The organism is Streptomyces sp. NPDC001219, from assembly GCF_053597915.1.
Genome location: NZ_JBSFJF010000011.1, coordinates 62,822 through 88,221 on the forward strand (window position 1 = coordinate 62,822; position 25,400 = coordinate 88,221).

General features: G+C 72.0%; 23 protein-coding genes and 1 pseudogene. 9 read left to right on the plus strand and 15 right to left on the minus strand.

The genetic code is table 11. The annotated features are described in order from the left end of the window. Positions 1-201 precede the first annotated feature (201 nt). Positions 202-1,272 (plus strand): zinc-binding dehydrogenase, encoded by a 1,071-nt coding sequence (locus ACWC9R_RS09600; RefSeq protein ID WP_450729988.1) that lies wholly within the window; start codon positions 202-204, stop codon positions 1,270-1,272. A gap of 37 nt (positions 1,273-1,309) precedes the next feature. Here the strand turns inward: ACWC9R_RS09600 and ACWC9R_RS09605 are convergent, their stop codons facing one another. The 8 genes from ACWC9R_RS09605 to ACWC9R_RS09640 all read right to left on the minus strand — a co-directional run bounded on the left by ACWC9R_RS09605 (position 1,310) and on the right by ACWC9R_RS09640 (position 8,172). Next, a complete protein-coding gene (locus tag ACWC9R_RS09605) occupies positions 1,310-1,768 on the minus strand; it encodes a hypothetical protein (protein ID WP_450729990.1) in 459 nt (152 codons plus the stop codon). Between the two features lie 15 nt (positions 1,769-1,783). Continuing rightward, positions 1,784-1,918 carry a hypothetical protein gene (locus ACWC9R_RS09610; RefSeq protein ID WP_450729992.1) on the minus strand — a complete coding sequence of 45 codons (135 nt, stop codon included), beginning with the start codon at positions 1,916-1,918 and terminating at the stop codon, positions 1,784-1,786. 90 nt (positions 1,919-2,008) lie between these two features. Further along, complete coding sequence (locus ACWC9R_RS09615; protein ID WP_450729994.1) at positions 2,009-3,322, minus strand: UDP-glucose dehydrogenase family protein; 1,314 nt, start codon at positions 3,320-3,322, stop codon at positions 2,009-2,011. Positions 3,323-3,405: 83 nt separating this feature from the next. After that, positions 3,406-4,791, minus strand: coding sequence for a glycosyltransferase family 2 protein (locus ACWC9R_RS09620; RefSeq protein WP_450729996.1), 1,386 nt, complete (start codon positions 4,789-4,791; stop codon positions 3,406-3,408). Further along, positions 4,788-4,964: a hypothetical protein gene (locus ACWC9R_RS09625; protein WP_362604871.1), complete on the minus strand. Its 177-nt coding sequence runs from the start codon at positions 4,962-4,964 to the stop codon at positions 4,788-4,790. Before ACWC9R_RS09625 ends, ACWC9R_RS09620 begins: the two co-directional genes overlap by 4 nt. A gap of 500 nt (positions 4,965-5,464) precedes the next feature. Then, positions 5,465-6,169: a hypothetical protein gene (locus ACWC9R_RS09630; RefSeq protein ID WP_450729998.1), complete on the minus strand. Its 705-nt coding sequence runs from the start codon at positions 6,167-6,169 to the stop codon at positions 5,465-5,467. 60 nt (positions 6,170-6,229) lie between these two features. Continuing rightward, positions 6,230-6,601: a hypothetical protein gene (locus ACWC9R_RS09635; protein ID WP_450730000.1), complete on the minus strand. Its 372-nt coding sequence runs from the start codon at positions 6,599-6,601 to the stop codon at positions 6,230-6,232. 47 nt (positions 6,602-6,648) lie between these two features. Then, the gene (locus ACWC9R_RS09640; RefSeq protein ID WP_450730002.1) at positions 6,649-8,172 is read right to left on the minus strand and encodes a zinc ribbon domain-containing protein; all 1,524 of its coding nucleotides are present in this window, start codon (positions 8,170-8,172) and stop codon (positions 6,649-6,651) included. A 262-nt stretch (positions 8,173-8,434) separates the two neighbouring features. Here ACWC9R_RS09640 and ACWC9R_RS09645 point away from each other — a divergent pair, with 262 nt between their 5' ends. Next, entirely contained in the window at positions 8,435-9,301 is an 867-nt protein-coding gene (locus tag ACWC9R_RS09645) for a dienelactone hydrolase family protein (protein ID WP_450730004.1), read from the plus strand. Positions 9,302-9,360: 59 nt separating this feature from the next. Here the strand turns inward: ACWC9R_RS09645 and ACWC9R_RS09650 are convergent. Continuing rightward, positions 9,361-9,774 (minus strand): annotated as a pseudogene (locus ACWC9R_RS09650) (alpha/beta fold hydrolase); the annotation flags it as partial. A 220-nt stretch (positions 9,775-9,994) separates the two neighbouring features. On the opposite strand from ACWC9R_RS09650, the gene ACWC9R_RS09655 reads away from it, so the two are divergent. The 3 genes from ACWC9R_RS09655 to ACWC9R_RS09665 all read left to right on the plus strand — a co-directional run bounded on the left by ACWC9R_RS09655 (position 9,995) and on the right by ACWC9R_RS09665 (position 13,693). Continuing rightward, positions 9,995-11,179 carry a CaiB/BaiF CoA transferase family protein gene (locus ACWC9R_RS09655; RefSeq protein WP_450730006.1) on the plus strand — a complete coding sequence of 395 codons (1,185 nt, stop codon included), beginning with the start codon at positions 9,995-9,997 and terminating at the stop codon, positions 11,177-11,179. A gap of 73 nt (positions 11,180-11,252) precedes the next feature. Next, positions 11,253-12,425, plus strand: coding sequence for an acyl-CoA dehydrogenase family protein (locus tag ACWC9R_RS09660; protein WP_450730008.1), 1,173 nt, complete (start codon positions 11,253-11,255; stop codon positions 12,423-12,425). Positions 12,426-12,823: 398 nt separating this feature from the next. Continuing rightward, positions 12,824-13,693, plus strand: a complete 870-nt coding sequence (locus ACWC9R_RS09665; RefSeq protein WP_450730010.1) for a LysR family transcriptional regulator — start codon at positions 12,824-12,826, stop codon at positions 13,691-13,693. 58 nt (positions 13,694-13,751) lie between these two features. On the opposite strand, the gene ACWC9R_RS09670 is transcribed toward ACWC9R_RS09665, so the two are convergent. The 4 genes from ACWC9R_RS09670 to ACWC9R_RS09685 are packed head-to-tail and all read right to left on the minus strand — an operon-like array spanning position 13,752 to position 17,313. Then, entirely contained in the window at positions 13,752-14,987 is a 1,236-nt protein-coding gene (locus tag ACWC9R_RS09670; RefSeq protein ID WP_450730012.1) for an FAD-dependent monooxygenase, read from the minus strand. Then, entirely contained in the window at positions 14,984-15,238 is a 255-nt protein-coding gene (locus ACWC9R_RS09675) for a hypothetical protein (RefSeq protein ID WP_450730014.1), read from the minus strand. Before ACWC9R_RS09675 ends, ACWC9R_RS09670 begins: the two co-directional genes overlap by 4 nt. Continuing rightward, positions 15,235-15,843, minus strand: coding sequence for a VOC family protein (locus ACWC9R_RS09680; RefSeq protein WP_450730016.1), 609 nt, complete (start codon positions 15,841-15,843; stop codon positions 15,235-15,237). The genes ACWC9R_RS09675 and ACWC9R_RS09680 overlap by 4 nt, the downstream gene beginning before the upstream one ends. A 48-nt stretch (positions 15,844-15,891) precedes the next feature. Next, positions 15,892-17,313 (minus strand): MFS transporter, encoded by a 1,422-nt coding sequence (locus ACWC9R_RS09685; protein ID WP_450730018.1) that lies wholly within the window; start codon positions 17,311-17,313, stop codon positions 15,892-15,894. 140 nt (positions 17,314-17,453) lie between these two features. Between ACWC9R_RS09685 and ACWC9R_RS09690 the strand changes: the two genes are divergently transcribed. Further along, positions 17,454-18,356, plus strand: coding sequence for a LysR family transcriptional regulator (locus tag ACWC9R_RS09690; protein WP_450730020.1), 903 nt, complete (start codon positions 17,454-17,456; stop codon positions 18,354-18,356). A gap of 23 nt (positions 18,357-18,379) precedes the next feature. Here the strand turns inward: ACWC9R_RS09690 and ACWC9R_RS09695 are convergent, their stop codons facing one another. Then, positions 18,380-20,110, minus strand: coding sequence for a class I adenylate-forming enzyme family protein (locus tag ACWC9R_RS09695; protein ID WP_450730022.1), 1,731 nt, complete (start codon positions 20,108-20,110; stop codon positions 18,380-18,382). A 569-nt stretch (positions 20,111-20,679) separates the two neighbouring features. Here ACWC9R_RS09695 and ACWC9R_RS09700 point away from each other — a divergent pair. From ACWC9R_RS09700 to ACWC9R_RS09710, 3 genes are read left to right on the plus strand one after another with little or no spacing between them, the layout of a single operon-like run. Then, positions 20,680-21,486, plus strand: a complete 807-nt coding sequence (locus ACWC9R_RS09700; protein WP_450730024.1) for a hypothetical protein — start codon at positions 20,680-20,682, stop codon at positions 21,484-21,486. A gap of 60 nt (positions 21,487-21,546) precedes the next feature. Further along, a complete protein-coding gene (locus tag ACWC9R_RS09705; RefSeq protein ID WP_450730026.1) occupies positions 21,547-22,245 on the plus strand; it encodes an O-methyltransferase in 699 nt (232 codons plus the stop codon). Then, positions 22,245-23,987 carry a 3-deoxy-7-phosphoheptulonate synthase gene (locus ACWC9R_RS09710; RefSeq protein WP_450730028.1) on the plus strand — a complete coding sequence of 581 codons (1,743 nt, stop codon included), beginning with the start codon at positions 22,245-22,247 and terminating at the stop codon, positions 23,985-23,987. Before ACWC9R_RS09705 ends, ACWC9R_RS09710 begins: the two co-directional genes overlap by 1 nt. Positions 23,988-24,015: 28 nt before the next feature. Here ACWC9R_RS09710 and ACWC9R_RS09715 read toward each other — a convergent pair whose 3' ends face one another. Beyond that, positions 24,016-25,260, minus strand: a complete 1,245-nt coding sequence (locus tag ACWC9R_RS09715) for a DegT/DnrJ/EryC1/StrS family aminotransferase (RefSeq protein ID WP_450730159.1) — start codon at positions 25,258-25,260, stop codon at positions 24,016-24,018. Positions 25,261-25,400 lie beyond the last annotated feature (140 nt).

Sequence of the window (25,400 nt, forward strand, 5' to 3'; positions counted from 1 at the left end):
CGGGCGTGAAGCCCCGCCCGCCTGCGGCCTCGGGGCCAGGGCGGCGGCTGCAGCGTCGCTCTGCGCTGCCGTTCGGAACGGGCACAGGCACCGGGGCCGGCCGTGTCGGCCGAACGGGCGGAAGATGACGCGACGCCCATCGGCAGGTCACCGCCGCGGGAAGGGCGAGGGCATGAGCCATCGAACGGCAGGTGATCCGGCGTGAGGGCGTTCGTGCTCCGGAGGGTCGGCGAGGTCGGCGTCATGGAGAAGCCGGTCCCCGAACCGGGCCCCAACGACGTGGTGGTGCGCACCACCGCGGCCCTGGTGTGCACCACGGATGTGCATGTCATGAGGGGCGTGATTCCGGTCGCGCCGGAGGTGACACTGGGACATGAGGCGGTCGGTGTCGTCCATGCGCTCGGCTCGGCCGTCGAGGGACTGGCCGTGGGCCAACGCGTCGCGGCTGCCGGGATCACGCCCTGCTTCCAGTGCGACGCCTGCCAGCGCGGATTCTCCTCGCAGTGCCAGGGACGCATGCTGGGCGGGGCGAAGTTCACCAACCAGCGTGACGGGACCCTGGCCGAGTACTTTCTCGTCAACAACGCCGAGGCCAATCTCGCGCCGATTCCCGACCGGCTCTCCGACCACCAGGCGCTGTACGCCACCGACATGCTCTCCACGGGGTTCGTCGCCGCCGAACACGCGGAGCTCGCCCTGGGCGAGACCGTGGCGGTCTTCGCGCAGGGCGCGGTGGGGCTGTCGGCGACGATCGGCTGCCGGCTGCTCGGCGCCGGCCTCATCATCGCCGTCGAGTCGGTTCCCGCACGTCAGGAGCTCGCCCGCCGCTTCGGCGCCGATGTGGTCGTCGACCACACCCGGTGCGATCCGGTCGAGCGGATCATGGAGCTGACGGACGGCCAGGGCGTCGACGCGGCAATCGAGGCGCTCGGCGCTCCGCAGACCTGGGAGGCGGCCTTCCGGGTCACGAAGCCGGGAGGCCGCGTCTCCAACGTCGGGTACCACGGGGAGGTACACGAGCCGCTGCGTATCCCCCTGGAAGCGTTCGGTTATGGCATGTCGGACAAGCAGCTGTACGGCGGGTTCAACCGCGGCGGCCGCGGGTGGCTGCGGCGGATCTTCCGGTTGCTGGAAACGGGGAAGGTCGATCCCACGCCGATGACCACCCATGAGTTCGGCTTCGACGAGATCGAGCGGGCCTTCCGGATGATGGCGGCGAAGGAGGACGGCATCATCAAACCGCTCCTTCACTTCCCCGCGGGCGGTGCGTAGACCGCGCCGGTGGTGGTGCCGGTGCCCGGTTGGCCGTTCAGCGGTACTGCTTCAGCTCTCCGGGCCGCGCGAAGTAGAAGGCCCGTGGCCCGTCCGTCGCGCCGGTGTTCCCGCAGAGGCACGGGGCGGGCCGCCCTTCGACCAGTGCGCTGCCGTTGAGGACGCGTTTGCCGTCGAAGTGGCGGCCGGTCCAGCCGAAGATATGCGTTCCCCGGCCCAGCCGCATGATGCCGGCGGTGATCCGCGCCGTCGGAACCGGCAGGCCACCGGACATGAACGGCAGGGACAGGAAGAGGTTCCACTTTTCCCGCGCCGCCGGGCCGGTCCACAGCGCGACGGTCACCGCCGCCCCGTCCAGGTCGGGAATGCAGCCACGCACCCGGTAGGGCTTGGCGACCGGCGTGGTCGTGTAGTGCCAGAGCGCCGTGGCAACGGCCTGCTGCGCCCGGGAAAGACACTCCGGCGAGCAGGTCACCGGCTGGTTCGGCACGGCCATGTCAGCCTCCCTTGTTCACGGCCACATCGGCGGCCAGCCGAGGACGAGGCCGGCGAACAGACTGAAAATCCACAGCACGGCGAGCGCGGCGACCACACCCAGGGCACCGATTCCGATGACAACAGCCTTTGCTCCTAAGGAATGTGCCATGCTGCCATCCTCTCTCTCACCTCCTCCGGGGTGTGCGGCGGGGTACGGATTCCTGAGCCGTCGGGTGCGGCCAGGCGCGCGGCGGCGGTCTCACGGCGCAGCGGGACGCACCGTGGCGCGTCCCACGCTCAGGTACGTGAATCCGGCGGAGACCAGGGCGTCGGGATCGAGGGTGTTGCGGCCGTCGAAGAGGAGCCGGCGGCGCATGGTCCGTCCGGCGGAGGCCCAGTCGACGTCCCTGAGTTCGGGCCATTCCGTCACCACGAGGGCGGCGTCCGCGTCGCGCAGTGCGGCCGCCGGTGACGGGTGGCGCGTCGTGGCGTTCCAGGGGGTGACATCGGCCGGGCGGGCCATGGGGTCCCAGCAGTGCACGGTGGCGTTCTCCGCGAGGAGCCGGGCGGCGATGACCGCGCTGGGGGCCTCGCGCAGATCGTCGGTGCCCGCCTTGAACGTCATGCCCAGCAGCGCGACGCGGCGCCCCTGGAGACCGCCGAGTTCCGTCTTGAGGCGCTGGATGGCGCGGCGGGGCTGGAGGTCATTGACCTCGATGACGGAGTTGAGCAGCTGGAAGGGGTAGCCGGAGTTGCTGGCCATGGCCCGCAGGGCACGGGAGTCCTTGGGGAAGCAGCTGCCGCCGTAGCCGAGGCCCGCCTTGAGGAAGTGCGGGCCGAGGCGGTGGTCCATGCCGATGGCCGTGGCGACCTGTTCGACGTCGGCGCCGGTGGCCTCGCAGACGGTGGCGATCTCGTTGATGAAGGTGATCTTGGTGGCGAGCAGGGCGTTGGCGGCGAGCTTGACCATCTCGGCGGACGCCACCGACAGCGTCTGCACCGGACCGTCGACCCCGTCGTGAAGTTCCCTGATCAGCCGGTCCGTTCGCGCGTCGGAGGTCCCGATGACGATGCGGTCGGGGTGCAGGAAGTCGTCGACCGCCTTGCCCTCCGCGGTGAACTCGGGGTTCGCCGCGTACCCGACATGGGCCAGCCCGGCCTCGTCGAGGGCGGCGCGGACCCGGTCCCCGGTGCCCACCGGCACCGTGCTCTTGACGACCACCGCCGTCAGGTGGGGCGCGTCCTTGAGGGTTTCGATGACCGACCAGACGCGGGACAGGTCGGCGTCGCCGGACGCGGTGGGCGGGGTGTCCACACAGACGTAGGCGATCTCGGCGTCCTTGAGCGCCGTGTGGGCTTCGAGGGTGAAGGTGAGACGGTCCTTGTTCGCCGCGATCAGGTCGCCCAGACCGGGTTCGTGGATCGGCACCTCACCCCCGTTCAGCAGCCTGATCCGCTCCGGCTGCACATCGCGCACGGTGACGCGATGGCCCAGCTCGGCCAAGCACGCGCCCGTGACCAGGCCGATGTATCCCGCGCCGAAGACGGCGACGGTGCGTGGTGTGGTGACCATGGGGAGGAACTCTTTCCTGAGAGAGGTGCCGGCCGCCGGGTCGCCCGGCGGCCGGCGGGGCGGTGTCCATGAGCCCGCACGGGCTACGGAGCCGTGACGGGCCGGGCGTCGAGGGCGACTTCGGCGCCGTTCTGCCGGGTGTTCCAGCCGGTGCGGGCGCAGGTGACGATGCCGTACCAGCGCAGCCAGCGCAGGACGGTCCAGGCCATGACGATGGCCAGCGGCATCATCACCCAGGTGAGGGCGCGGGACCGGATGCGTTCGTCGCTGCGGATGATGCCGAGGTAGCGCAGGCCGAGGGCCCAGCCGAGGAGGAAGGGCACCCAGAGCATCGACAGGGGCGGCAGGTTGTCGTAGGCGACCGGTTCGACGACCAGCAGCCACACCGTCACCACCTGCGTCATGATCATCTGGAACCACCGCATCAGATGGAGCCAGAACGCCGGGCGGGCGGGGGACAGATAGCGCATCCGCCATACGGAGCGGATGGTCGAGCCCCGCATCCACCGCAGATACATCCGGGTGAAGTGGCTCCACTTCTCCGGCATGGCCGTGAAGACGATGGCCGACGGCTGCTGCACGGTCAGACCGCGCTCCTGTGCGTAGAGCGTGAGCAGCGAGTCGTCGGAGAACATCACGGTGTTGCCCAGGAAGGTCTCGCCCAGATACGACCCGAGATTGTCGCGGACGACCTCGGCGCGATAGGCGGCCAGCGGACCGGAGTTGACCATCACGGCGCCGACGGCGGACTGGCCGGAGCGGTCGACGAGCTGACTGGTGACGAACCAGAGGTCGGTCACGCGCGCCAGGAGGTTGGCCCGGTTGTTGGTGGCGATGACGATGCCCGCAGCGGACTGGACCCTGGACCGGGCGAACGGTGCGAGGATCTCCTGCACGGCGTTCGGGGCCAGACAGGAATCGCTGTCCACGGTGATGTAGATCTGCGCCTGCGGGCTCACCCGGACCCCATGTGCCTGGGCATGACGCTTTCCCTCGTTGGGAACGCGTTGCCAGGTGGTGCCGATGCCGTGGTCGGCGGCAGTCTGCCGCCACCAGTCACGGACCTCGGCGTAGTCCGAGGTGGTGGAACCGTCGTCGACGACATGGACGCTGTCCGGGCGCCGGGTCTGGCGCAGGAACGACTCCAGCCCGAGGCGCAGATAGCCGGGATCTTCGTTGTAGACCGGCATGAGGATCGCCACATGCAGTGCGTCGAGCTGCCGCGCGGCGCGCTCCTTGACGCGTCGCGGGCGTTCGAGGTGGTAGAGCAGGGTCTGGATCAGGAAGATCACGAAGAGGGTGAGCCACACGTAGGACAGGCGCCCGGTGACGTCCGCGTCCCAGCGGGCCGCGGACAGCGCGTGCTGAGCGGTCCAGCCGCCGGCCAGGATCAGCACGATGATGCCCATGAAGACCGTGGCGGACCGGTGTTGACGGGCAGTCAGCACCGGCGTCCGCTGGGTGGTCACTGCTCGCCCACTCCACGGCGGGTCCGGAATCCGAACCGGATCAGCAGGAATCCGCTGAGGACCGCGAAGGCGCTCACGCCCAGCAGCCACCACCCGGTGGTGAACGTCATCGTCCCGATGGTGACCGTCCCGAATAAGCCCGACTTGGCGAGCTGTCCGTAGTCAGAAGGCATACCGATTTCCCCCCACGAATGATGATTTTCATACTTGCGGCGGTCATCCTAGAGTTACTTGACACTTCACGAACCCTCGAACGTTTCTTCGAGTGAGGGGTGACAACGGTGTCCTGAGGGAGGGGGGCGACAGCGGTCCGCATTTCAACAGTTTTCGACATCGCCACACTCGGAAGGACACCCTCCGTTGTGTGGCAGGTCAGTGGCCGTGGCGGCAGTGACGCCGGGGGTGCGGAGGGGGAACAGGGCTCCCGCGGGGCCGTGTTGGAGTCTGCCGGTTTCGGTAGCGGCTTGATGCGTCTCAAGTCGATAACAGGGGGGCGTGCGGGGGGCGCACTCACCCCGCAGGTGTCACGCGGGCCACAGAGGTGAGCGCCCGTCGGCCGGGAGCATGCGCGAAAGCCCCCGGTACTGTTCCTCCACCGGGGGCTTTGGTGCAACGTCGCGTGGACGAAGGCGGGTTGGCCGGCTGCCGTCGGCAGCCGGAGCCCCGCCGGTGCTCACCTCTCCTTGATCGAGGCGCTGATGATCTCGCCGCCGGAGACCGTGTAGGTCCCCTGGTAGACCCGTACCGAGCCGTCGGTCTGGACGGCGCGGAGAACGGCGCTGACCTGCCCCGCGCTGCCGCTGTCCACCGCGCTGAGGCTGATGGCCACCGTGCTGTTGTAGCCGGACACCCACTGCGTGTACGAGTTGCCGCCGATGTTCTTGCCGCCGAGGTCCCAGGCAGACGAGAAGTCCCGGGCGTTGATGTCCCGGTAGTACTCCTCCACGACCGCGCTCGGGTTGTCGGGTGACGGTGAGCTGTACGTCGGGGTGGGGGAGGGGAAGTCGGTCGGCGGCAGGGTCCCGCCGTAGGCCGGCGGGGAGGAGGTCAGGTCGGTGGGAGGCACGGAACCGATCGTCGGGCCGGGAGTCGGGGTGTCCGAGGAGCTGACGTCGACCGTGGTGCCGTCGTACGGGGAGTTGGTGGACGAGGAGAGGACGACGGCGGTCACGACGCCCGCGACGAGCAGCGCCGCCATCAGCCACAGCAGCCACTGCGGGAGGATGGTGGTGCCCACCCGTACGTAGCCGTGCCGGGTGTCAGCGGCCGGCTGAGCGGTGCCGGCCGCTGTGCCGCTCTCGCGCGGCATGCCGCAGTTCGGGCAGAGCATCGCGGCAGCGTCCTCCTGGAGCGCGCCGCAGTGTGTGCAGGACGGCATCGTCATCTCCCCCCGTCGTCCTTCGTGTTCCTGGTTCCGGCCGGTGCGTCGTCGGTCCGCTTACAGTCCGTGGACCGCCTCCTCGATCGCCACCGCCAGGGTGGCCAGGGCGGTGAAGTCCGGGACCGCGCCCACGAGCGCCCTGGCGAACAGCCGCAGCTTGCCCTTGCGCGGGGTCTCCGAGGTGGCCTCCTCGCGGGCGTCCTCGGCGGCCTCGATCAGGTCGTCCCGTTCGGGGTGCTCGGACCGGCCGAGCTCGTCGATCAGCCGGGTCAGCAGCGCGCCGAGGTCCTCGGGAGAGGGCTGCTGCCCGCCGGTGTGCTCGGTCAGCCCGCTGTCGCGGACCTCCGCCTTGGCGTTCCGGCCGCTGGCGACGGCGTTTCCGACGACTTTCGAGCCGCCGGTGGCGATGATTCCGTCGTTCCTGCGCATGCGGATTCCTCATTCCTTGTGCGGTTGTCAGCCGAGTCTCGCGGTGGTCAGTCGAGCTTGACCCCGGGGATCTTGTTGAGGAGGTTCATCGCGATCCGGGCCCGGTCACCGGAGGCGACCGGACTGGAGTCCACGCGGGCGCCGTTGGACGCGATGATGCCGTTGTTGATGATGGCCTGCTGACGCTGAATCAGTTCGCCCGCGTCGATGCCGCGCTCCTCGGCGAACTCGACGAGGGCGTCCAGGACCCGCTTCTCCACCGTCTTCAGGACCATGCTGCTGTCGGCCTTCTGGAAATGGCGGTGGTGGCGGGTGGAAGCGGCCTGCCGGCGGACGCTCTGCCGCGCCCCGTAGTCGAAACAGCGCAGCCGGGTGATCAGCTTGTTCTGCCGGCGTACCCGCCGGGACATCCAGAAGTCGGGGGCGAACCCCGCGACGGCGCGCGCGGGGGAGGCCAGCAGGACGAAGAAGGTGCTGATCGCTGTCCTGGAGACCAGCGCGGCGACCTCACCCACGGGCGGCCGGGGCATGAGGGTGTCGATGACCCGGTAGCGGTCGAGCAGCGGGAACAGCACCGTCGGGACGGCCTCCACGAAGAGGTTGGAGTCCGACCGCACGAAGCGGAGGAAGAGCGAGGTGACCAACTCGCCGCCCCAGCCGGTGGAGTGCACGGCCAGGTAGGGGCGCGCGCCCTCCTCGGGCGTCCGTTTCAGCGCGTCCATCTGGTCGAACGGAATCCGGGGCACGGGCCGGCCGAGGGGATCGGGCAGGAAGCGGGTGTCCCCCAGGATGGTCCCGCCGTCGGCGAAGAGCCGCTCCTCGATTTCCAGACAGGGCAGCGCCAGGGTGCCGACGCGTGCCGCGATATGGGTGTACAGCTCCGTCACGTCGAATTCCTGCGGCTCCTCTCCCGACTCGTCCGGGGTGGTGACGTCGAACGTCAGTGACCAGGAGTCGAGTTCGGCGCCGTAGCCGAAGAACGGTGAGTAGCCGCTGTAGGTGGTGACGTTCCCGTCGGCGTACGCACCGATCTGGCGCAGCCGTGTCGCGATGGCGTTGTTGAGCGGCGGCGGCGCGTCCGCCGGGTCGAACCGGTTCGGGCGGAGGCTCTGGAGGTGGCGCCCGTACTTCGTGGAGAGCTCGAAGGAGAACACCGTCACCCAGGCGAGGAACAGCACCAGCAGGGTGATCAGCCCGTCGCCGACCCAGAAGGTGAAGACGAAGGCCAGCAGGAAGAGGACGGTGAGTACGAGATCCCGGCCGTGGCGGCGCGTGTTGGCCAGATAGGCGTGCCGGAGCACCACGGGGATGTCGCACGCCGGGGCCGCCGCCACACCCAGATGCGGTTCGGCGGCCACCTGTTTGATGAGCGAGGCGGCGTAGGCGCGGTCCAGGTAGGCGGCCGCGCACAAGTACCGGGTCAGTTGGCGGCCGTTGCCCCACCGCGGCACGGTGGTGCGGTGGTCGGCGGCCCGCGTGGCGCCGGCCGTCGTCGCCACGGCAGGCGCGGGCGGTGGAGCACCGTCCGCCTGCTGCGGCAGCGTCAGGGTCGCGGTCCCGTCGGCCACCACGGCCGCACCGCACCTGCTGCAGAACGCCGCTTCCGGGGCGGTACTCCCGCCACATCCGGGGCATGTCGTCGATTGCGTCATATTTTCCCCCCACACATGAGCCGGGCTCACGTCCAACAAGTGCACCACAAGAGCATTCTGAGAAAATGTCGGAGTCACTCTTTGAGGCTGGACCGTTACAGATCCGGAACGGGGTCTGGCAGGGGGCGGCCGGAGAGCGGCACCGACCAGTCCCCGATCAGCGACCGAAGCGGTGGTATCCATGGCAGATCACGACCTGACCGGTTTCGAGCGTGGCACCTTCACCCACGACGGCACCACCCACCCGATACTGCGGCGGGGCACGGGCCCCGCCGTGATCGTGGTGGCGGAGATACCGGGGATCACGCCCAAGGTGCTGGAGTTCGCGACGCGGGTCGCCGGTGTCGGCTGTACCGCGGTGCTCCCGGTGCTCTTCGGTACGCCCGGCCGCGATGCCGACCCCGCACACGTCGGCCGGCTGAGAGCGGGCCTCTCCATGGCCTCGTCCATCGGGAAGGTCTGTGTGAGCCGGGAGTTCACGGTGCTGGCCACCGGGAGAACCTCCCCGGTGGTGACCTGGCTGCGGGCCCTGGCCGCGCACGAGCACGAGCGCTGCGGCGGCCCCGGGGTCGGGGCCGTCGGCATGTGTCTCACCGGTGGCTTCGCCCTCGCCATGGCCACCGACGAGCGGCTGCTCGCCCCTGTCGTGTCCCAGCCGTCGCTGCCGCTGGCCCTGGGCAGGAGACGGGCCGCCACCATGGACCTGTCCGCCGAGGACCTCGCCGTCGTCCGGGGGCGCTGCGAGCGCGAGGGGCTGCGGGTCCTCGGGCTCCGGTTCCGCGGCGACCGGCTGGTGCCGGGCGACCGGTTCGCCTTTCTGCGCCGCGAACTCGGTGAGGCGTTCACCGCCGTCGAGCTGGACGACTCCGCCGCGAACCCGCAGGCCGTGCGTCCGCCGCACTCGGTCCTGACCGAGCACCTCGTCGACGAGCCCGGCCAGCCGACCCGTGCGGCGCTGGACGAGGTGCTCGACCTGTTCCGTACGCGGCTGCTCGGGCAGGACCGCGGGCCGGTCGCGGAGGCGCCGGCCGCCGGGGGAGGGGAGTGAGGCCGGGTGTGCCGGGCGGGCGGTGACCGGCGGGGTCAGCCGTGCGCGGCCTCCGGGGCGTCCCGCTCCCGCGCCCGGGGTCCGCCGGGGGAGGTGCACCCCAGGACGAGACGGCGGACCCGGTGCGGAGGGCGGGCGGCGAGCCACTGGGCGACGCGGCCGCCCATGGAGGTGCCGTACACATCGGCCCGCTCGACCTCCAGGGCGTCCAGCACCGCGATCACGTCGTCGGCGAACAGCCGTGTGGAGTACGGCCCGTCGGGTGCGCCGCTGGCCCCGGTGCCGCGGTAGTCCATGGTGAGGGTGGCGTGCGTGGCGTGGAAGTCCTCGCGTACGCCGTCCCACCAGTGGTGGTTGTTCGCCTGCCCGGCGAGGAGCACCAACGGGCGCCCGGAGCCGTGCCGTTGCCAGGCCAGGACGGTTCCGTCCTGGGCCCGGGCCGAGGTGTGGAGCTGTTGGGAGTGGCCGGTCATGCCGTTCCCGCCTTCCTGGACGGAGTGGTCCGCGTACCGTTCCGCGCCCGCCGCCGGGGCGTCGAGGCGAGGCGCGCGGAGCATGGCACCATCAGTGTGCCGAGGCTGTCATGAGTCCTCATGAGGCCCTGCTCAGGTGGCGCTCTCCCGGAGTCCGCGCGCATGCTTCCCGCGGCGGCCGCCGGGCCGCCGTGTTCCCTCAGCACCTGGAGGTCACCGCATGACCGAGCTTCCGCTCTCCGGCATCACCGTCGTCAGCGTCGAGCAGGCCGTGGCGGCGCCCTTCGCCACCCGGCAACTGGCGGACCTCGGCGCCCGGGTGATCAAGGTCGAGCGTCCCGGGGAGGGTGACTTCGCCCGCCGGTACGACACCACGGTGCAGGGGCAGTCCAGCTACTTCGTGTGGCTCAACCGGTCCAAGGAGTCCCTGACCCTGGACCTGAAGGCGCCGCGCGGACGGGAGATCCTGGAGCAACTCCTCGGCGGCGCCGATGTGTTCGTACAGAACCTGGCCCCGGGGGCGGCGGCCCGGCTGGACCTGGACGCGGCCTCTCTGGTGGCGCGGCACCCCACGCTGATCCCCTGCACGGTCTCCGGCTACGGCACCACCGGGCCCTGGGCCGACCGCAAGGCCTACGACCTGCTCGTCCAGTGCCAGACCGGGCTGGTGTCCCTCACCGGAACCGCCGGGGAGACCGCCCGCGCGGGGGTCTCGGTCGCCGACATCGCGGCCGGTATGTACGCCTACTCGGGCATCCTGACCAGCCTGTACACCCGGGCCGTCAGCGGTGTCGCCCGCCCCGTGGAGGTCTCCCTCTTCGAGGCGCTGGCCGAATGGATGAACCAGCCCGCCTACTACACCCGGTTCAGCGGCACCCAGCCCCCGCGGCTCGGCACCCAGCACGCGACCATCGCGCCGTACGGGGCCTACACCGCGGCCGACGGCCAGGAGGTGCTGTTCTCCATCCAGAACGAGCGCGAGTGGGCCGCCCTGTGCGAGCGGTTCCTGAAGCGCCCCGACCTGGTGGACGATCCGCGCTTCGCCACCGGCCCGGACCGGGTGGCGCACCGGGACGCGCTGAACGCGCTCGTCGCCGAGCGGTTCCGGCAGCTGGACAGCCGGGAGGCGGAGGAGCTGCTGGACGCCGCGGGCGTCGCCAACGCCGGGGTCAACGACGTCGCGCAGTTCCTCGACCACCCGGTGCTGCGGGAGCGGGACCGCTGGCGCGACGTACGGATTCCCGGCGGGACCGTACCGGCGCTGCTGCCGCCGGTCGACCTCGCCGGCGCCGGCCACCGCATGGACCCGGTCCCCGCCGTCGGCGAACACACCACGAGCATCCTGGCCGAGCTGGGACACGGCGCCGCCGGCATCGAGCGCCTCCGCGCCGACCACGTCGTCTGACGCCGCCCCGGCATCCGGCACCGAGCGCGCATCCGGCACCGCACCCACGCCCGCCAGTGAGGAGCAGCACAGCATGAGCACTCTCGACATCCTGTCCGAGGACGAGCGGTTCATCGTCGGCACGGTGCACGACTTCGTGGACCGGGACGTCAGGCCGGTGGTCCGGGAGCTGGAGCACGCCGACACCTACCCCGCGGCGCTGATCGAGCGGATGAAGGGCCTCGGCGTCTTCGGCCTGGCCGTCCCCGAGGAGTACGGGGGAACTCCGGTCTCCACGCCCTGCTATGTGCTCCTCACCGAGGAACTGGCCCGCGGCTGGATGAGCCTGGCCGGTGCCATGGGCGGCCACACCGTGGTCGCGAAGCTGCTGCTCCACTACGGCACCGAGGAGCAGCGGTCCCGCTACCTGCCGCGGATGGCCACCGGCGAGATCCGGGCCACCATGGCGCTCACCGAACCCGGCGGCGGCTCCGACCTCCAGGCCCTGCGGACCGTGGCGCGCAGGGACGCGGACGGGTACGTGATCAACGGCTCGAAGACCTGGATCACCAACTCCCGGCGCTCCCGGCTGATCGCCCTGCTGTGCAAGACCGACCCCGAGGCCACCCCGGCACACCGGGGCATCTCGATCCTCCTCGTCGAGCACGGCCCCGGGCTGACGGTCTCCCGCGATCTGCCCAAGCTCGGCTACAAGGGCGTCGAGAGCTGTGAACTCTCCTTCGACGACTACCGGGCACCGGCCGACGCGGTGCTCGGCGGCGTCGAGGGCAAGGGGTTCGCCCAGATGATGCGGGGACTGGAGACCGGCCGGCTCCAGGTCGCCGCACGGGCCCTCGGGGTCGGCCGGGCGGCACTGGAGGACGCGCTCGCCTACGCCCAGGAGCGCGAGTCGTTCGGCAAGCCGATCTGGCGGCACCAGTCGATCGGCAACTACCTGGCGGACATGGCCACCTCGCTCTCCGCGGCGCGCCAGCTCACCCTGCACGCGGCACGCGAGGCCGACGCCGGGCGGCGGGTGGACATGGAGGCCGGTATGGCGAAGCTGTTCGCCTCCGAGACCGCGATGCAGATCGCCCTCAACGCGGTGCGCATCCACGGGGGTTACGGCTACTCGACCGAGTTCGACGTCGAGCGGTACTTCCGTGACGCGCCGCTGATGATCGTCGGCGAGGGCACCAACGAGATCCAGCGCAAGGTGATCGCCGGCCAGCTCGTCGAGCGGGGCGGCCTGGACGGCGCCCGTTAAGTAGCGGAATGGTCAAGTTCGCCGGACAAAAGGGGCATGAGGCTCATGTGCTGGTGCATTCTTCCGTCGCACGTCTGATCGATCAGGTAAAGATTGGCTTGTTCGTCACATCGGAGAGGGAGACACACGGGGGCCGGGCTGTGTTCTGTCGCTACGCACATCCGTCCGGGGCAGTTCCCGGGAGCGCGTCCCTCACGGGCAGTCCGCTCTCCGGAGAGCGTGGCGCCGGAGACGCCGTGCCGCCCACGTGGTGATCACCGCACCCGCCGGCCGGCGGGAAAAGGCGGATCGCCGCGGAACGCGGCGCCGCCCGCGCGGTGCATGACGCATACCGCAATGTGTTCCGACCGTACGCGTGCCCTGGCTTTTGCCATACCTCCGGGATCAGGTGGTGGACCGTGTTGCAGCGTGATATCGAAGTGAAACTCCTGCGCACCCTCGTGGCGGTTGTCGATGAGAACGGTTTCGCGCGCGCCGCACAGATCCTGCACGTGACGCAGCCGACCGTCAGCCAGCAGATCCAGCGCCTGGAATCCATCATTCAGGCGCCGTTGTTCCAGCGCGCCAAAAGGCCGTTACGGCTCACCCCCGCCGGGCGGGAGGTGGTGGCACACGCCCGGCGCGTCATCCTGCTCAACAACGAAGTGCTCAGCAAGCTCTCGGTGCTGCACAGCCAGAAGTCCTTCAGCATGGGCTGCTCGGTGCATTTCGCCGACGGACTGCAGAGCATGATCGGCCAACTGGCGGTGGAGCGCCCGCATCTGCGGTGCGCGATGGCGACCGGCCTCAGCGCCGTGCTCGCCGACCAGCTCGCCCAGGGCCAGCTGGAGGCGGCCCTGCTGCTGGGAACGCGGACCCCGCGCTGCGAGATGCTGGGAAGGCTGCGCCTGGCGTGGTTCGGAGAGGTGCCGCTGGTCACCGGGGACCGGTTCCCGGTGGCGCTGGTCAGCGAGCGCTCGGCCCTCAGCATGCGGATCGTCGACACCCTGGCCGAGCGCAACGTCTCCTGGCGCAGCGTCCCGTGGTGCTCCGACCCGCTGTCGGTCCGGGCCTCCGTCCAGGCCGGGCTGGCCTACACCGCGCTGCCCGCCGACACCCACCACAACCACCCCTCGCTGCGCCCCGCGCCACCCGGTGTCCTGGGCGCCGCGCCGGAACCCCTGCCCGTCTACCTGGCCTTCGCGTCCTCGGCGGCGGAACCCGTCGTCGACGCGGCACGGGCGGTGGCACGCGCGACGCTCAAGGCCCTGCCGCTGTCGCCGCCGTGACCGGTGGCGGGGACGGCCCCTTGCCCGCGACGGGGGCGCGGGCAAGGGGCCGGTCCGGTCAGTAGCCGCTCCGCGCCGCCCCGCGGGCCGCCAGCTTCGGGCCGTACGGAGCGGAGTCCAGCCACGCCCCCGCCCGGAGCCCGGCCGTCGCCACGGCCGCGGCGGCCCGCCGCCGCAGCCGGACCGAGGGGCGGTGCGCCAGCATGTGCTCCAAAGCCGTGCTCGCGCAGGCCCGGTTGTAGCCGGCCGCCTCCTTCCGCTCCTGGCCGAACCGGACGATCTCCGCCTCGGCCGCGCCCGGATCGCGGGCCGACAGCGCCTCCTGGGCGGCGCGCACCGCCCGGATCGCGTCCGGGATGCTGGAGTTCATGCCCCGGGCGCCGAACGGGGCGAAGAGATGGGCGGCCTCACCCGTCAGCAGCACCCGGCGGTGCGCGTCGGTGAAGGCCGCGGCCACCTGCTGGGCGAACCGGTAGGTCGACACCCAGCGCACCCGCTCGCCGTACGACGCGGGCAGCACCCGGGGAATCCAGCGGCGCAGCCCCTCCGGGGAGACGAACCGCTCCGGGACGTCGTTCACCCGCAGGTTGAGATCGACCCGCCAGCCGCCCGCGAACGGCACGATGAGGACGTTCCGGCCGCCGACACCCGGGTGCTGGTAATGGAAGACCCGCTCCAGCGGCACCGGATGGGCGGGGTCGTCGTCCAGGTCGACCACCACGAAGGTGTTCCGGGAGCGCGGCCCCTCCAGGGGACTGCCGATGGCGGACCGCAGCGCCGACCGCGAGCCGTCCGCCGCGATCACGTAGTCCGCCTCCCACTTGACGCCCGTGGCGTCCACCAGCCGTACCCCGTCCGGGGAGCTCTCGGCCGCGGTCACCTCCACACCCCAGTGGAACTCCACCCCGGCCTCCCGGCACGCGGCGGCCATCAGGTCCTCGGTGCACACCTGCGGAAGGCTGGTGAACGGCGGCAGTCCGTCGCGGCGCAGGGGCGGATAGGTCCGGGAGTAGATCTCCCGCCCGGCCCAGAACGACCGCTTGGTGGCCCACATCAGGCCACGGCCGGCGATCTCGTGGCCGAGCCCGGGGCTGAGCCCCTCCAGGGCGCGCAGTGACGCTCCGTGCAGATAGGCGGCGCGGCTGCCCGGCCGGACCGTGTCCCGGGTGCGCCTCTCCAGGACCACCGCGGGCAGGCCGGCGGCGCGCAGTGCCAGCGCGGCGCTCAGCCCGGCCGGGCCGGCGCCGACGACCAGCACCGGATGACGGGCCGCCGCCCCGTCGGCGGTGCTCACGCGCCCTCCTGGGCGAGATGGAGCACGTCCGGGGTGAAGGAGACGATGCGGCCGTCGAGCCCGCCGGTCAGCAGGGCGTGCCACAGCGCGGTGCGCATTCCGGTCTCCTCGCGGCGGAGCGTGATCTCGCGCTCCGTGGTGGTCAGTTCCAGGTAGTCCCCGGTCCTCCGGGCCGCCATCCCGGCGGCCTCGGCGGTGTGGACCACGGGTTCGAACTCCGGCACGTCGAGTACGTACACCGCGAGCCTCACGCCCCCGCCACCTCCGTGTTCTTCCGTATCAGCTCCGCCTTCCGCTGCCACAGCGCCTGCGCCGAGGGCTGCGGGGACCCGGCGATGTCGCTGAGGGCGTGCAGCGTCAGCTCCGCGTCCCGGGCGTCGGTCTCCGACATCTCGCGCAGCGGCCGGGTGATCTCCAGCTGGATGCCGTTGGGGTCGTCGAAGTAGATCGACTCGATCAGCTCGTGGCCCAGCGGACGGGTGACCCGCACCCCGTGCGCCTTCAGCCGGTCCCGCCAGGCCAGCAGCTCCTCCTCGGTGTCGACGTGGAAGGCGAGGTGCCGGGAGCGGTGCATGAGGTCGCTCGGCGGTTCCTCCTCCGGCAGGCCGAAGTAGTAGAAGAACGCGATCCGGTTCCCCCGCCCCATGTCGAAGAAGAAGTGCACGAAGTCCGGGTGGTCCTCGGTGACCCAGCCCGTCGCGGTGATCGCGTGCACCAGGGGCATCCCCAGGGCCCGGGTGTAGAACGCGTGGGTCGCACGCGGCCGCCAGGTGACGAAGGCCAGATGGTCGACGCCGTCCAGGCACGGGCCCGGCCGGCCGGACCGGGGACCCGCGGACGGTGATGCGGTTGCCAATGCTCCTCCTAGTAGGGGCGGAACGGCAGAGCGGCGCTGCCGGGGGCGTCAGCGCGCCGGTGACGGGGTGCGCCCGCGCAGCCCCGTACCGGCGACCAGCGCCCCGAGCAGCAGGGCCAGCCCGCCGATGACCAGCGCCCAGCGGGTGCCGCCCGCGTTGGACGAGGCCAGATTGAGGACCACACCCAGGACGGCGACGCCCAGCGAGGCGCCGACCTGGCGGGCGGAGTTGAGCGCCCCGGCGCCGATACCGGCCAGCTCGGCCGGGACCGAGCCGGCCATCCCGGCGACCAGGGCGGGCAGCGCGAAGGAGACCCCGAAGCCGAACGCCAGCAGACCCACCACCGTGGCCACCAGCGCACCGGCCGAGTCGCCGGTGAACGGTGCCTGGAGCAGCGCGCCGGCGCCCATGAGGACGAAGCCGATGGTGGCCGGGCGGCGCGGCCCGATCCGGCCGACCAGACGCCCGGTGAAGATCGGGTTGAAGGCGGTGGGCAGGGTCAGCGGAAGGAAGGCGAGACCGGCGCTGAACGAGGAGTAGCCGCGGCTGTCCTGGAAGAACAGCGAGAGCACGAACAGCAGCCCGGACAGGCCGAAGTTGGCGAGCAGGCCGGAGGCCAGCGCGGCCGAGAAACCGCGGCTGCGGAACATCCGCAGCGGCAGCATCGCCGCGTCACCGGCCCGCAGTTCGGCGACCACGAAGACCACCGCAGCGACCACCGCCAGCGCGAACGCGGTCAGCACCCCGGCGGCCGCCCAGCCCTTCTCCGGGCCCTCGATCAGCGCGTACACCAGCGCGGCCAGCGCCAGGACGCCGCTGAGCTGCCCGGTCAGATCGAGGCCGCTGCGCTGCTTGCGCGCGGTCTCCGGGGCCAGCCGCACCGTGATGACCAGGCTGACCAGCGCCAGCGGCACATTGATCAGGAAGATGGTGCGCCAGCCGACCGTGTCGGTGAGCACCCCGCCCACCAGCGGTCCGGCCGCCAGCGCCGCACCCGTGATGGCCGCCCAGGACCCCACCGCCCGGGCCCGCTCCGCGGGGTCGGTGTACGCGTTGGTGATCACGGCCAGCGAGGCCGGCAGCAGCAGCGCCCCGGCCACGCCCAGTGCCAGCCGCAGCACCACCAGCGCGTCGAGGGTCGTCGCCGCCGCCGAGACACCGGACAGCACACCGAACGCCACCAGGCCCCAGAGGAAGACCCGCCGTCCGCCGTAGCGGTCCGACAGCCAGCCCGCGGTGAGCAGCAGCGCGGCGAAGGTGATGGTGTAGCCGTTGGTGACCCACTGCAGGCCGCTCAGCCCGACGTGCAGGTCCCGGGCGATCGCCGGGAGCGCGACCGAGACGATCGTCATGTCCAGCAGGACCATGAAGTAACCGAGCGAGAGGCCGGTCAGTAAGGTGCGCGAGGGCTTACCGCTCCGTGCCGCGTCGGCGACGGAAGCCCGCTGTGGTTCCGCCTGCGTAGCCATGTGTTCTCCTCGGTTTCGGAATCGCCATTTCCGCCGCCTGATCCGCTTCGCCGGGCGGGCCAAATCATTGAACCGGACACGGAACGGGAATTGCCGGTGCCGGTGACGGGAATGTCCTATGGTTGTCATCGGCCCAGCCGATGGGTCTTCAACTGGGGGGCGAAGTCGTGGAGTTACGGCATCTTCGGACGTTCGAAACGGTGGCCCGGACACTCAGCGTCACACAGGCGGCCCGCGAGCTGCACTATGCGCAGTCCAGTGTCAGTGACCAAATTCAGGCGCTGGAAAGAGAATTGGGCGTCGAGCTGCTCGACCGGTCGCAGCGCCGGATTCGGCTGACTCCGCAGGGGTCGGTGCTCTCGGAGTACACCAACAGAATCCTCAAGCTGCTGGAGGAGGCGCGCTGGGCGGTCTCGCGGCCCGGCTCGGAACTGGCGGTCGGCGCGCTGGAGACCGTGGGCCTGCACCTGCTGCCGGAGGTGCTCTCGCACTACCGCACGCTGTACCCGCACGCGCGGGTGCGGGTGGGCCAGGACAACCGCGGCGAGCTGTACCGCGCGGTGCGCCGGGGCGACCTGGACCTGTGCCTGACCTTCGGCGACCCGCCCGCCGACGCGGGCCTGTGCCACGAGACGCTGGCCGAGGAGCCGCTGGTGGTGATCGTGCCGCCGGGGCACGCGCTGGCCGCCCGGGGGCGGGCCGGCCTGGAGGAGCTGGCCAGGGAGTCCTTCCTGGCCACCGAGCGGGGCTGTGGCTTCCGGGAGATGTACGACAGCTCGTTCGGCGGCGCGCCGGCCAAGGAGCCGGTCGCGGAGGTGTCGGGGATCGGCACCCTCGGCGCGTGTGTCGCGGCCGGGATGGGCTGTGCGCTGCTGCCGTTGATCTCGGTGCGTGGCCAGGCCGCCCGCGGTGAGGTGGCCGTGGTGGAGGTCGGCGACACCGATCTGCGCACCCGGGTGACCATGACCTGGCTGGACCGCAACTCCACCAACCCCAACCTCACCGGCTTCCAGGCGGTACTGCGCAAGCAGCTGGCGGGCTGACGGCGGGCGGGCCCGTACCCCGGTCACCGCTCCACCGCCCGCGGCTCCGGCGCGGGCGGCGCCACGGGGGCCGGCTGCCGCGACTGCGCAAGGGGCGGCTGTACGACGGACGGCGGCGGAACGGGCTCCGGCGAAGGGGGCGACGGCGGCAGCGGGATCGCCCTGAGCCGGGCGCGGGCGATCTTGCCGGTGACCGTGGTCGGCAACCGGTCGACGAGCACCAGCCGTTCGGGCAGCTTGTAGGTGGCGAGCCCCTTGCCGGACAGGTGCGCGGTCACCTCCTCCAGCGTCAGCCGCGCCCCCTCGCGCAGCGCGGCCAGCAGACAGGAGCGCTGGCCCAGCCGGGGATCGGGCCGTCCCACCACCGCGTGCTGCGCCAGTTGCGGCAGGTCGTCGAGCAGCTCCTCGACCTCCAGCGCGCTGAACTTCAGACCGCCACGGTTGATCAGCTCGTCGGCCCGCCCCCGGTAGCGCACCGCACCGTCCGGGTCGAGGACGGCCAGATCGCCGGAGCGCAGCCAGCCGTCGTCGGTCAGCGCGGCCCGGGTCGCGTCCGGCGCTCGGAAGTAGCCGTGGAACATGTAGGGGCTGCGGTATTCGAGCTCCCCGGTCTCGCCCGGCCCGGCGGGTCCGCCGTCCCGGCCCCGCACCCGGACCTCTCCGCCGGACACCGGCCGCCCTATGGTGCTCACCGCCTCGGGCGGGTCACCGGGGCGGGTGAAGGTCCCCGCACCGATCTCGGTCATCCCCCACTGCACGACGAGCCGCGCGCCCAGCGTCCGCCGTACGCCCTCGGCCAGCTCCCGCGGCACCGGCGCGCCGCCGGTGCGCACCTCCCGCAGCCCGGCGGGAGCCCGTACGGCCGGTTCGTCGTCCAACAGGGCGCACAGGTCGCGCAGTTGGGCCGGTACGGCGAACGCCGCGGTGGCCGAGGCGGCGTGCAGCGCGTCCAGGAACCGCCGCGGATGCCATCCGTCGAACAGCCCGACGGCGCCGCCCACGACCAGGGCGAGATGCACCGACAGCAGCCCGAAGGCATGGCTGAGCGGGCTCGCGGAGACGAGGGTGTCCGCGGGGCCGAGACCGCTGTCCGCGGCGACGGCGGCGGCGTTGCCGAGCAGCCCGCCGTGGCTGTGCACACACAGCTTCGGACGCCGGGAGGTGGTCCCGGAGGAGGCGAGCAGCAGCAGCGGGGTACGGGGGTCCCGCGGGCGGTCCGGAAGCTCCGCGACCCGGTCCGGTGCCCCGGTCAGCAGCTCGGCCGAACTCGGCAGCCCGGCGCGCTCCGGCCCCGGCGCACCGCTGCCGGCGGACCCGCCCTCGGCGACCCAGACCCGCCGCAGCGAGGGACACTCCTCGCGCAGGGCACGGATCTCCCCGGTGCGGTCCCGGCCGCGGCAGGTGTCCCGCGCCACCAGCGCGGCGGCCCCGGCCTGCTCGACCAGCGACCGCACCTCGTGGGCACCGTAGGCGCGGTGCAGCGGCAACAGCACCGCTCCGAGCCGGGCGGTGGCCGCGTGCAGCGCCACCAGCTCCCAGGAGTCCGGCAGTTGGGCGGCGAGCACCTCACCGGCCCGGAGCCCCTGCCGGTGCAGGGCGGCGGCGGTCCGCTCGGCCTGCAGCAGGCAGTCGCGCCAGGTCCGCCACCGGAGCCCGTCCCACACGGCGGGGCCCGTACGGCGGGCGGCGGCACGCTCCAGAGCTTCGGTGAACGTCACCGACGTGGTCGTCGATTCCGGATGGCCAGCGTGCACGAAGATCCTCCGTCTGCGGCGGAACGAACGGTCACTGCCTTTCCGGCTCGGATTCTGGACGCGGACGAACGGCTCGTCCAGACAATGCCCGATAAGAATTCCTGATCCCGGGAAGTCGGCGGGACGCAATAAGAATCCCTTATTCAGGGCGCCGGATTCCGGTGGTGGCCGCCCTTTTCTCTTTCCTCGCGCACCGCTGTTCGGTCCGGCCGATGCGGACCATCGGGCCGGCCGAACCATCACCGTCACAGGGTCCAACTGGCGCCCAACGGCGGGTAGTTGCCGTACCGAACGAGGCCATCCGGCCCGTCGGCCGAAAGAAATCTCAATAGAGAGGGGCGATCCTCCGCTTCACGGCTGCGTCGTCAGGGGCTGCCACCCCACCGATCGGTGCCGCCGATGCCCGCCATCGAAAAAACCGAAGTGCCTTGTTTTCCCTGGCCGTTCGGTATGTTTCCGGGGTCCGGCGAACGCGGAACCCGCGCTTTCCCCTTTTCCGGTCACTTATGGCTTGCCGGGCGGACGAAAAGCGCCACAGAATGCCGACGGCCCCGATACAGGAGGTATCGATGTCCGTTGCCCACCCTTCCGGTAAAGCACAAGAACGGCCGCACCAGGCCGCGGAACATTCCGGGGACAGCGCATTCTCCGGCGCCGATGTGCGGCGGCTGGACGAGGCGATACGCGAGGCCCGGCTCGCCTCGGCGGCGTCGGCGCCGGCGCTCCTCGAACCGGTCGTGGCGGGCGGCGAGGCCGGCTCGCTGACCGAACGGCACTGCGTGTTCGACCACTGCGCCGTGCTGCTGTTCCCGCGCACCCTCGCGGCCGGACTGCGCTCCCTGGAGCGGCGCGGCCTGGCACCGCTGCCGACCGTGCCGAGCACCGTGGTGCGCCGGAGGCTGAGCGCACGCCACGGGCTCGACCCGGCCGGGTGCCCCGTCCACATCACCCGGCTCCGCCTGGAGTTACCGGACGGCCGGCGGCACGCCGCGGTGGAGGTGTTCCTCTTCCCCCGTGACGGCGCCGCGTTCGACCGGCGGGTCGCGGAGACGGAGGCCTCGCACGACTTCGAGCGGCACACCGCGTTCGTGGTGCCCCGTCCGGACCCGCCGCTGCTGGAACGCCTCGTCACCGCCTGGCGCACCGAGGCCGGCCTGCTCTGGGAAGGGGGCGGCCACAACCCCCACGAGGGCGGCCCGCAGGGCACCACGGTCATGTACTTCGTCCGGGACCACGGGTGGCCGGCCCCGCGGCGCCGGTTCGAACTGCACTGCGCCGGCGACCTGCGGGCCTTCACCGCCCGGATACCCCGGGAGACCGAGGCCGTCGCCCGTGCCTATGCCGCATGGCGCACCGACCGCGACGGACACCGCTGAGCACCGGGCCCCGCCCGCGAACCGGCGTACGCCCGTCCCACACCCACTCAGGAGACCACCGTGTTACGGAACGACACACTGGGCCCCAGGAACCTGACGCTCACCCCCGAGCTGCACCGCTATCTCCTCACCCAGGGCAGGATGACGCCCGACCCGGTCCTCGCCGAGCTGATCGCGCACACCACAGCGGCCGTCCCCGACCAGGCCCATATGACGGTCGCGCCCGAGGAAGGCGCCCTGCTGACCTTCCTCGTGCGGCTGCTCGGCGCCCGCCGCATCGTCGAGGTGGGGACCTTCACCGGCTACTCCGCGCTCTGCCTGGCGCGTGGACTGCCCGCCGGGGGTTCGCTGATCACCTGTGACGTCTCCGCCGAATGGACCGCCCTGGCCCGCGACTTCTGGTCCCGCGACGGGGTGGCCGACCGGATCGAGCTGCGGCTCGGCCCCGCCCTGGACACCCTCCGCGCCCTGCCGTCCGAACCGCATCTGGACCTGGCGTTCATCGACGCCGACAAGCCCGGCTACATCGGCTACTGGGAGGAACTGGTGCCCCGGCTGCGTCCCGGCGCGCTGCTGCTGGCCGACAACACCCTCTTCAGCGGCCAGGTGATCGACGCGGACCCGGGCGAGAAGCCCGCCGCCATCCGCGCGTTCAACGAGCACGCCCGCACGGACGACCGCGTCCAGCTGGTCATGCTGCCGGTCGCGGACGGGCTGACGATGGCCAGGAAACTGCCGTCCGGCGAGTCCCCGGTCTGATGGAACACACCAGCCCCGCGACGGCCGGCAGACCACCGGCGCCGGCCGGCGGGAGGACACATCTGACGGGGGCGCACCGGCCCGGCCACCCGCTGCCCTCGCTCACCGTCGAGGGCCCCTTCGTGGACCTCGACGAGGACTGCCCCTGGGACCTCGCCGCGGCCCGGCAGCAGCCGGACTGGGACGACCCGGTCCAGGCCGCGGCGATGCGCGCCGAACTCGCCCAGCTGCCCGGCCTGGTCACCTGGGAGGAGGTCCGCCTGTTGCGGACCCTGCTCGCCGAGGCGGCGACCGGGCACTACCTGGTGATCCAGGCGGGCGACTGTGCCGAGGACCCGGCGGAGTGCGAACCGTCCGCGGTCCTGCGGAAGGCCGGCCTGCTCGACGCGCTGGCCGGGGTGATGACCGCCGGTACGGGCAAGCCGGTGGTACGCGTCGGCCGGATCGCCGGACAGTTCGCCAAGCCCCGCAGCGCCACCACCGAGGCCGTCGAGGGCGTGCAACTCCCGGTCTACCGAGGTCACTTGGTCAATGCTCCGGAACCCACGCCGCTCGCGCGGCGGGCCGATCCACGCCGGATGCTGGACTGCTACCACGCCGCCTTCCGCGCCGTGAGCTGTCTGCGGCAGCGCACCAGCGCCTGGGCACCGCCCACCGGCGCACCGGTGTGGACCAGCCATGAGGCGCTGGTCTTCGACTACGAACTGCCCCTGCTGCGCCGGACCGTCACCGGGAACACCCTGCTGGCCTCCACCCATCTGCCCTGGATCGGTGAGCGGACCCGGCAGCCGGACGGGCCGCACGCCATGATGCTGGCGCAGGTCGCCAACCCGGTGGCCTGCAAGGTCGGGCCGACGACACGGCCCGAGGAGCTGCTCGCCCTGTGCGCCCGCCTCGACCCGGGGCGCGAGCCCGGCCGGCTGACGCTCATCTCCCGTATGGGAGCCCGGACGGCGGCCACCGCGCTGCCGCCGCTGGTCGCCGCCGTACGCCGGGCCGGGCACCGCGTCGGGTGGCTGTGCGACCCGATGCACGGCAACACCGTCACCTCGCCCGCCGGTGTGAAGGTCCGGGCGGTGCCGACGGTGATCGCCGAGGTCCGGGCCTTCCTGGAAGCGGTCACCCGGGCCGGCGGCACCCCCGCCGGGCTGCACCTCGAAACCACGCCCCACGACGTCCTCGAATGCGTCTGGGGAGACGACCCCGCGGACATCGACGCCGCACGGGCCGCCGGACCGTCCCCGTACGCGTCCCACTGCGACCCCCGCCTCAACCCGGCTCAGGCCGTCGAGGTGGCCCGCGCGTGGGCGAACCCGCCCACGCGGACCCCGGCATGCGCCACCGGCCCGGCACTCGGCCGGTCCCGCGCGGCGCATGCGCTACCCGTCCCTCCCGAAAGGAACGACACCATGAGCGAAACCGTCATCCGCACCGACGACGGCACCATTGCCATGATCAACGTCTTCGAGGTCGCACCCGAGCACCAGCAGGAGCTGGCCGAGGTGCTGAGCGAGGGCGCCGAGAAGTTCATCCGGCACCGGCCGGGGTGCGTCTCGGTGAACATCCTGCCCAGCACCGACGGCAAGCGGCTCGTCTACTACGCCCAGTGGCGCAGCAAGGCCGACATCAAGGCGACCATGGCCGACCCCAATGTCCAGGTCTACCGCGACAAGGCGGCCGAACTGGCGACGCCCGACCCGCACGCGTACACGGTGTTCGCCGTCCACCACCCCGAGAGCTGACGGCCCCACCGCCGGCCCGCCGGCCCCGTCACCCCCGTCCGCAGACCCCCGCGGGCACCGGTGCCGGGGCCGGCGGCCCGCCGTTCAGTTCGGCCAGCGCGCCGTCCAGCGCCTCGATGAGGTAGCTCTGCTGAGTGGACGTCAGGAAGGCGTGGCAGGGCAGGTTGAGGTGCTGCTCGAACCAGCTGCGTTCGGCGACCGGGCACTCACCGCGCAGATGACCGCGGTGGCGCCACTGCGGCAGCAGATGCTGGGGGAAGTACCGCAGCTGGATCTCCACGCCCCTGCGGTCCAGGGCCAGGACCAGCCGGTCGCGCAGCTCCTGGTGCCCGGCGAAGCAGGTGTAGAGGTGGTAGGCGTGTGTGCTGTGCGCGGGCGCCGACTGCGGGGTGAGGAACGGGTAGCGGGCCAGCACCTCGTCCAGCCGCCCGGCGAGCGCGCGCCGCTGCGCCCCGGCGGCCTCGGCCCCCGCGAGCTGGGCCTGCCCGAGGGCCGCGACCGCGTCCGGCATCGTGGTGTCCCTGCCGTACCGCCGTACGCCGCCGCGCGGCAGGGCCGTGGGGTACGTGCCCGACAGTCCGGCCCCCTGCGGCCGGGGGGAGGTGGTCCGGACGTCCGTGCCGTGGGCGCGCAGCCGGTGCAGCCGCTCCGCCCAGTCGTCCCGGTCGCAGGTGACCAGACCGCCCTCGCCGAGCACGGTGCTGGTCCGGGCGCCGCGGAGGCTGAAGGCGGCGAGGTCCGCCAGGGACCCGGGGCTCCGGCCGCGGTAGCGGGCACCCAGCGCGTGCACACAGTCCTCCAGCACCAGGAAGCCGTGGCGCCGTGCCAGTGCCATGACCGTGTCCATCTCGGCGGGGCAGCCGCCGTAGTGCACCAGCAGCAGGGCCCTGGTGCGCGGGGTGATCAGCGTCTCCAGCACGGCCGGGTCGAGATTGAGGGTGGTGGGGTCGATGTCGCAGAACCGGACCCGGACGTCGTGGTCGAGCAGCGGCTGGACGGTGGCCCGGTGGGTCTGCGGGGTGGCGATCACCTCGTCGCCGGGGGCCAGACCGAGCATCTGGACGGCCAGCTGGAGGGCGGCCGCTCCACTGTCCACCGAGACCGCGTGCCGGCTGCCGACCGACGCGGCGAAGGAGCGCTCGAACCGTGCGCGGCGGGCGCCGGCCGGCGGCGGTGTGCTCTCGTGGACCAACTCGGCCAGCACGGCCGCCTCGGTGTCGGCGGGCAGGCCGCCCCGCCTCTCCCAGGGCACGACGTAACTCTTGTCCAGCATCAGTTCCCCCAGGTCGTCTCCGGCGCGGCGCACCAACAAGGCGCGGTCCCATGACAGTCGAGGGGCGGCCGCCGGTGAAAGGGGCAGCGGCGGTCAGCAAGGTCAGTTAGGTCAGCTTCCGTCGTCCGGCGCCGGGCCGG

What these genes read in the sequence shown, in the direction of transcription:
- ACWC9R_RS09605 (WP_450729990.1), bottom strand. Translation starts at nt 1,768, where the DNA reads ATGGCCGTGCCGAACCAGCCGGTGACCTGCTCGCCGGAGTGTCTTTCC.
- ACWC9R_RS09610 (WP_450729992.1), bottom strand. Translation starts at nt 1,918, where the DNA reads ATGGCACATTCCTTAGGAGCAAAGGCTGTTGTCATCGGAATCGGTGCC.
- ACWC9R_RS09615 (WP_450729994.1), bottom strand. Translation starts at nt 3,322, where the DNA reads ATGGTCACCACACCACGCACCGTCGCCGTCTTCGGCGCGGGATACATC.
- ACWC9R_RS09625 (WP_362604871.1), bottom strand. Translation starts at nt 4,964, where the DNA reads ATGCCTTCTGACTACGGACAGCTCGCCAAGTCGGGCTTATTCGGGACG.
- ACWC9R_RS09630 (WP_450729998.1), bottom strand. Translation starts at nt 6,169, where the DNA reads ATGCCGTCCTGCACACACTGCGGCGCGCTCCAGGAGGACGCTGCCGCG.
- ACWC9R_RS09635 (WP_450730000.1), bottom strand. Translation starts at nt 6,601, where the DNA reads ATGCGCAGGAACGACGGAATCATCGCCACCGGCGGCTCGAAAGTCGTC.
- ACWC9R_RS09645 (WP_450730004.1), top strand. Translation starts at nt 8,435, where the DNA reads ATGGCAGATCACGACCTGACCGGTTTCGAGCGTGGCACCTTCACCCAC.
- ACWC9R_RS09655 (WP_450730006.1), top strand. Translation starts at nt 9,995, where the DNA reads ATGACCGAGCTTCCGCTCTCCGGCATCACCGTCGTCAGCGTCGAGCAG.
- ACWC9R_RS09660 (WP_450730008.1), top strand. Translation starts at nt 11,253, where the DNA reads ATGAGCACTCTCGACATCCTGTCCGAGGACGAGCGGTTCATCGTCGGC.
- ACWC9R_RS09685 (WP_450730018.1), bottom strand. Translation starts at nt 17,313, where the DNA reads ATGGCTACGCAGGCGGAACCACAGCGGGCTTCCGTCGCCGACGCGGCA.
- ACWC9R_RS09690 (WP_450730020.1), top strand. Translation starts at nt 17,454, where the DNA reads ATGGGTCTTCAACTGGGGGGCGAAGTCGTGGAGTTACGGCATCTTCGG.
- ACWC9R_RS09700 (WP_450730024.1), top strand. Translation starts at nt 20,680, where the DNA reads ATGTCCGTTGCCCACCCTTCCGGTAAAGCACAAGAACGGCCGCACCAG.
- ACWC9R_RS09710 (WP_450730028.1), top strand. Translation starts at nt 22,245, where the DNA reads ATGGAACACACCAGCCCCGCGACGGCCGGCAGACCACCGGCGCCGGCC.
- ACWC9R_RS09715 (WP_450730159.1), bottom strand. Translation starts at nt 25,260, where the DNA reads ATGCTGGACAAGAGTTACGTCGTGCCCTGGGAGAGGCGGGGCGGCCTG.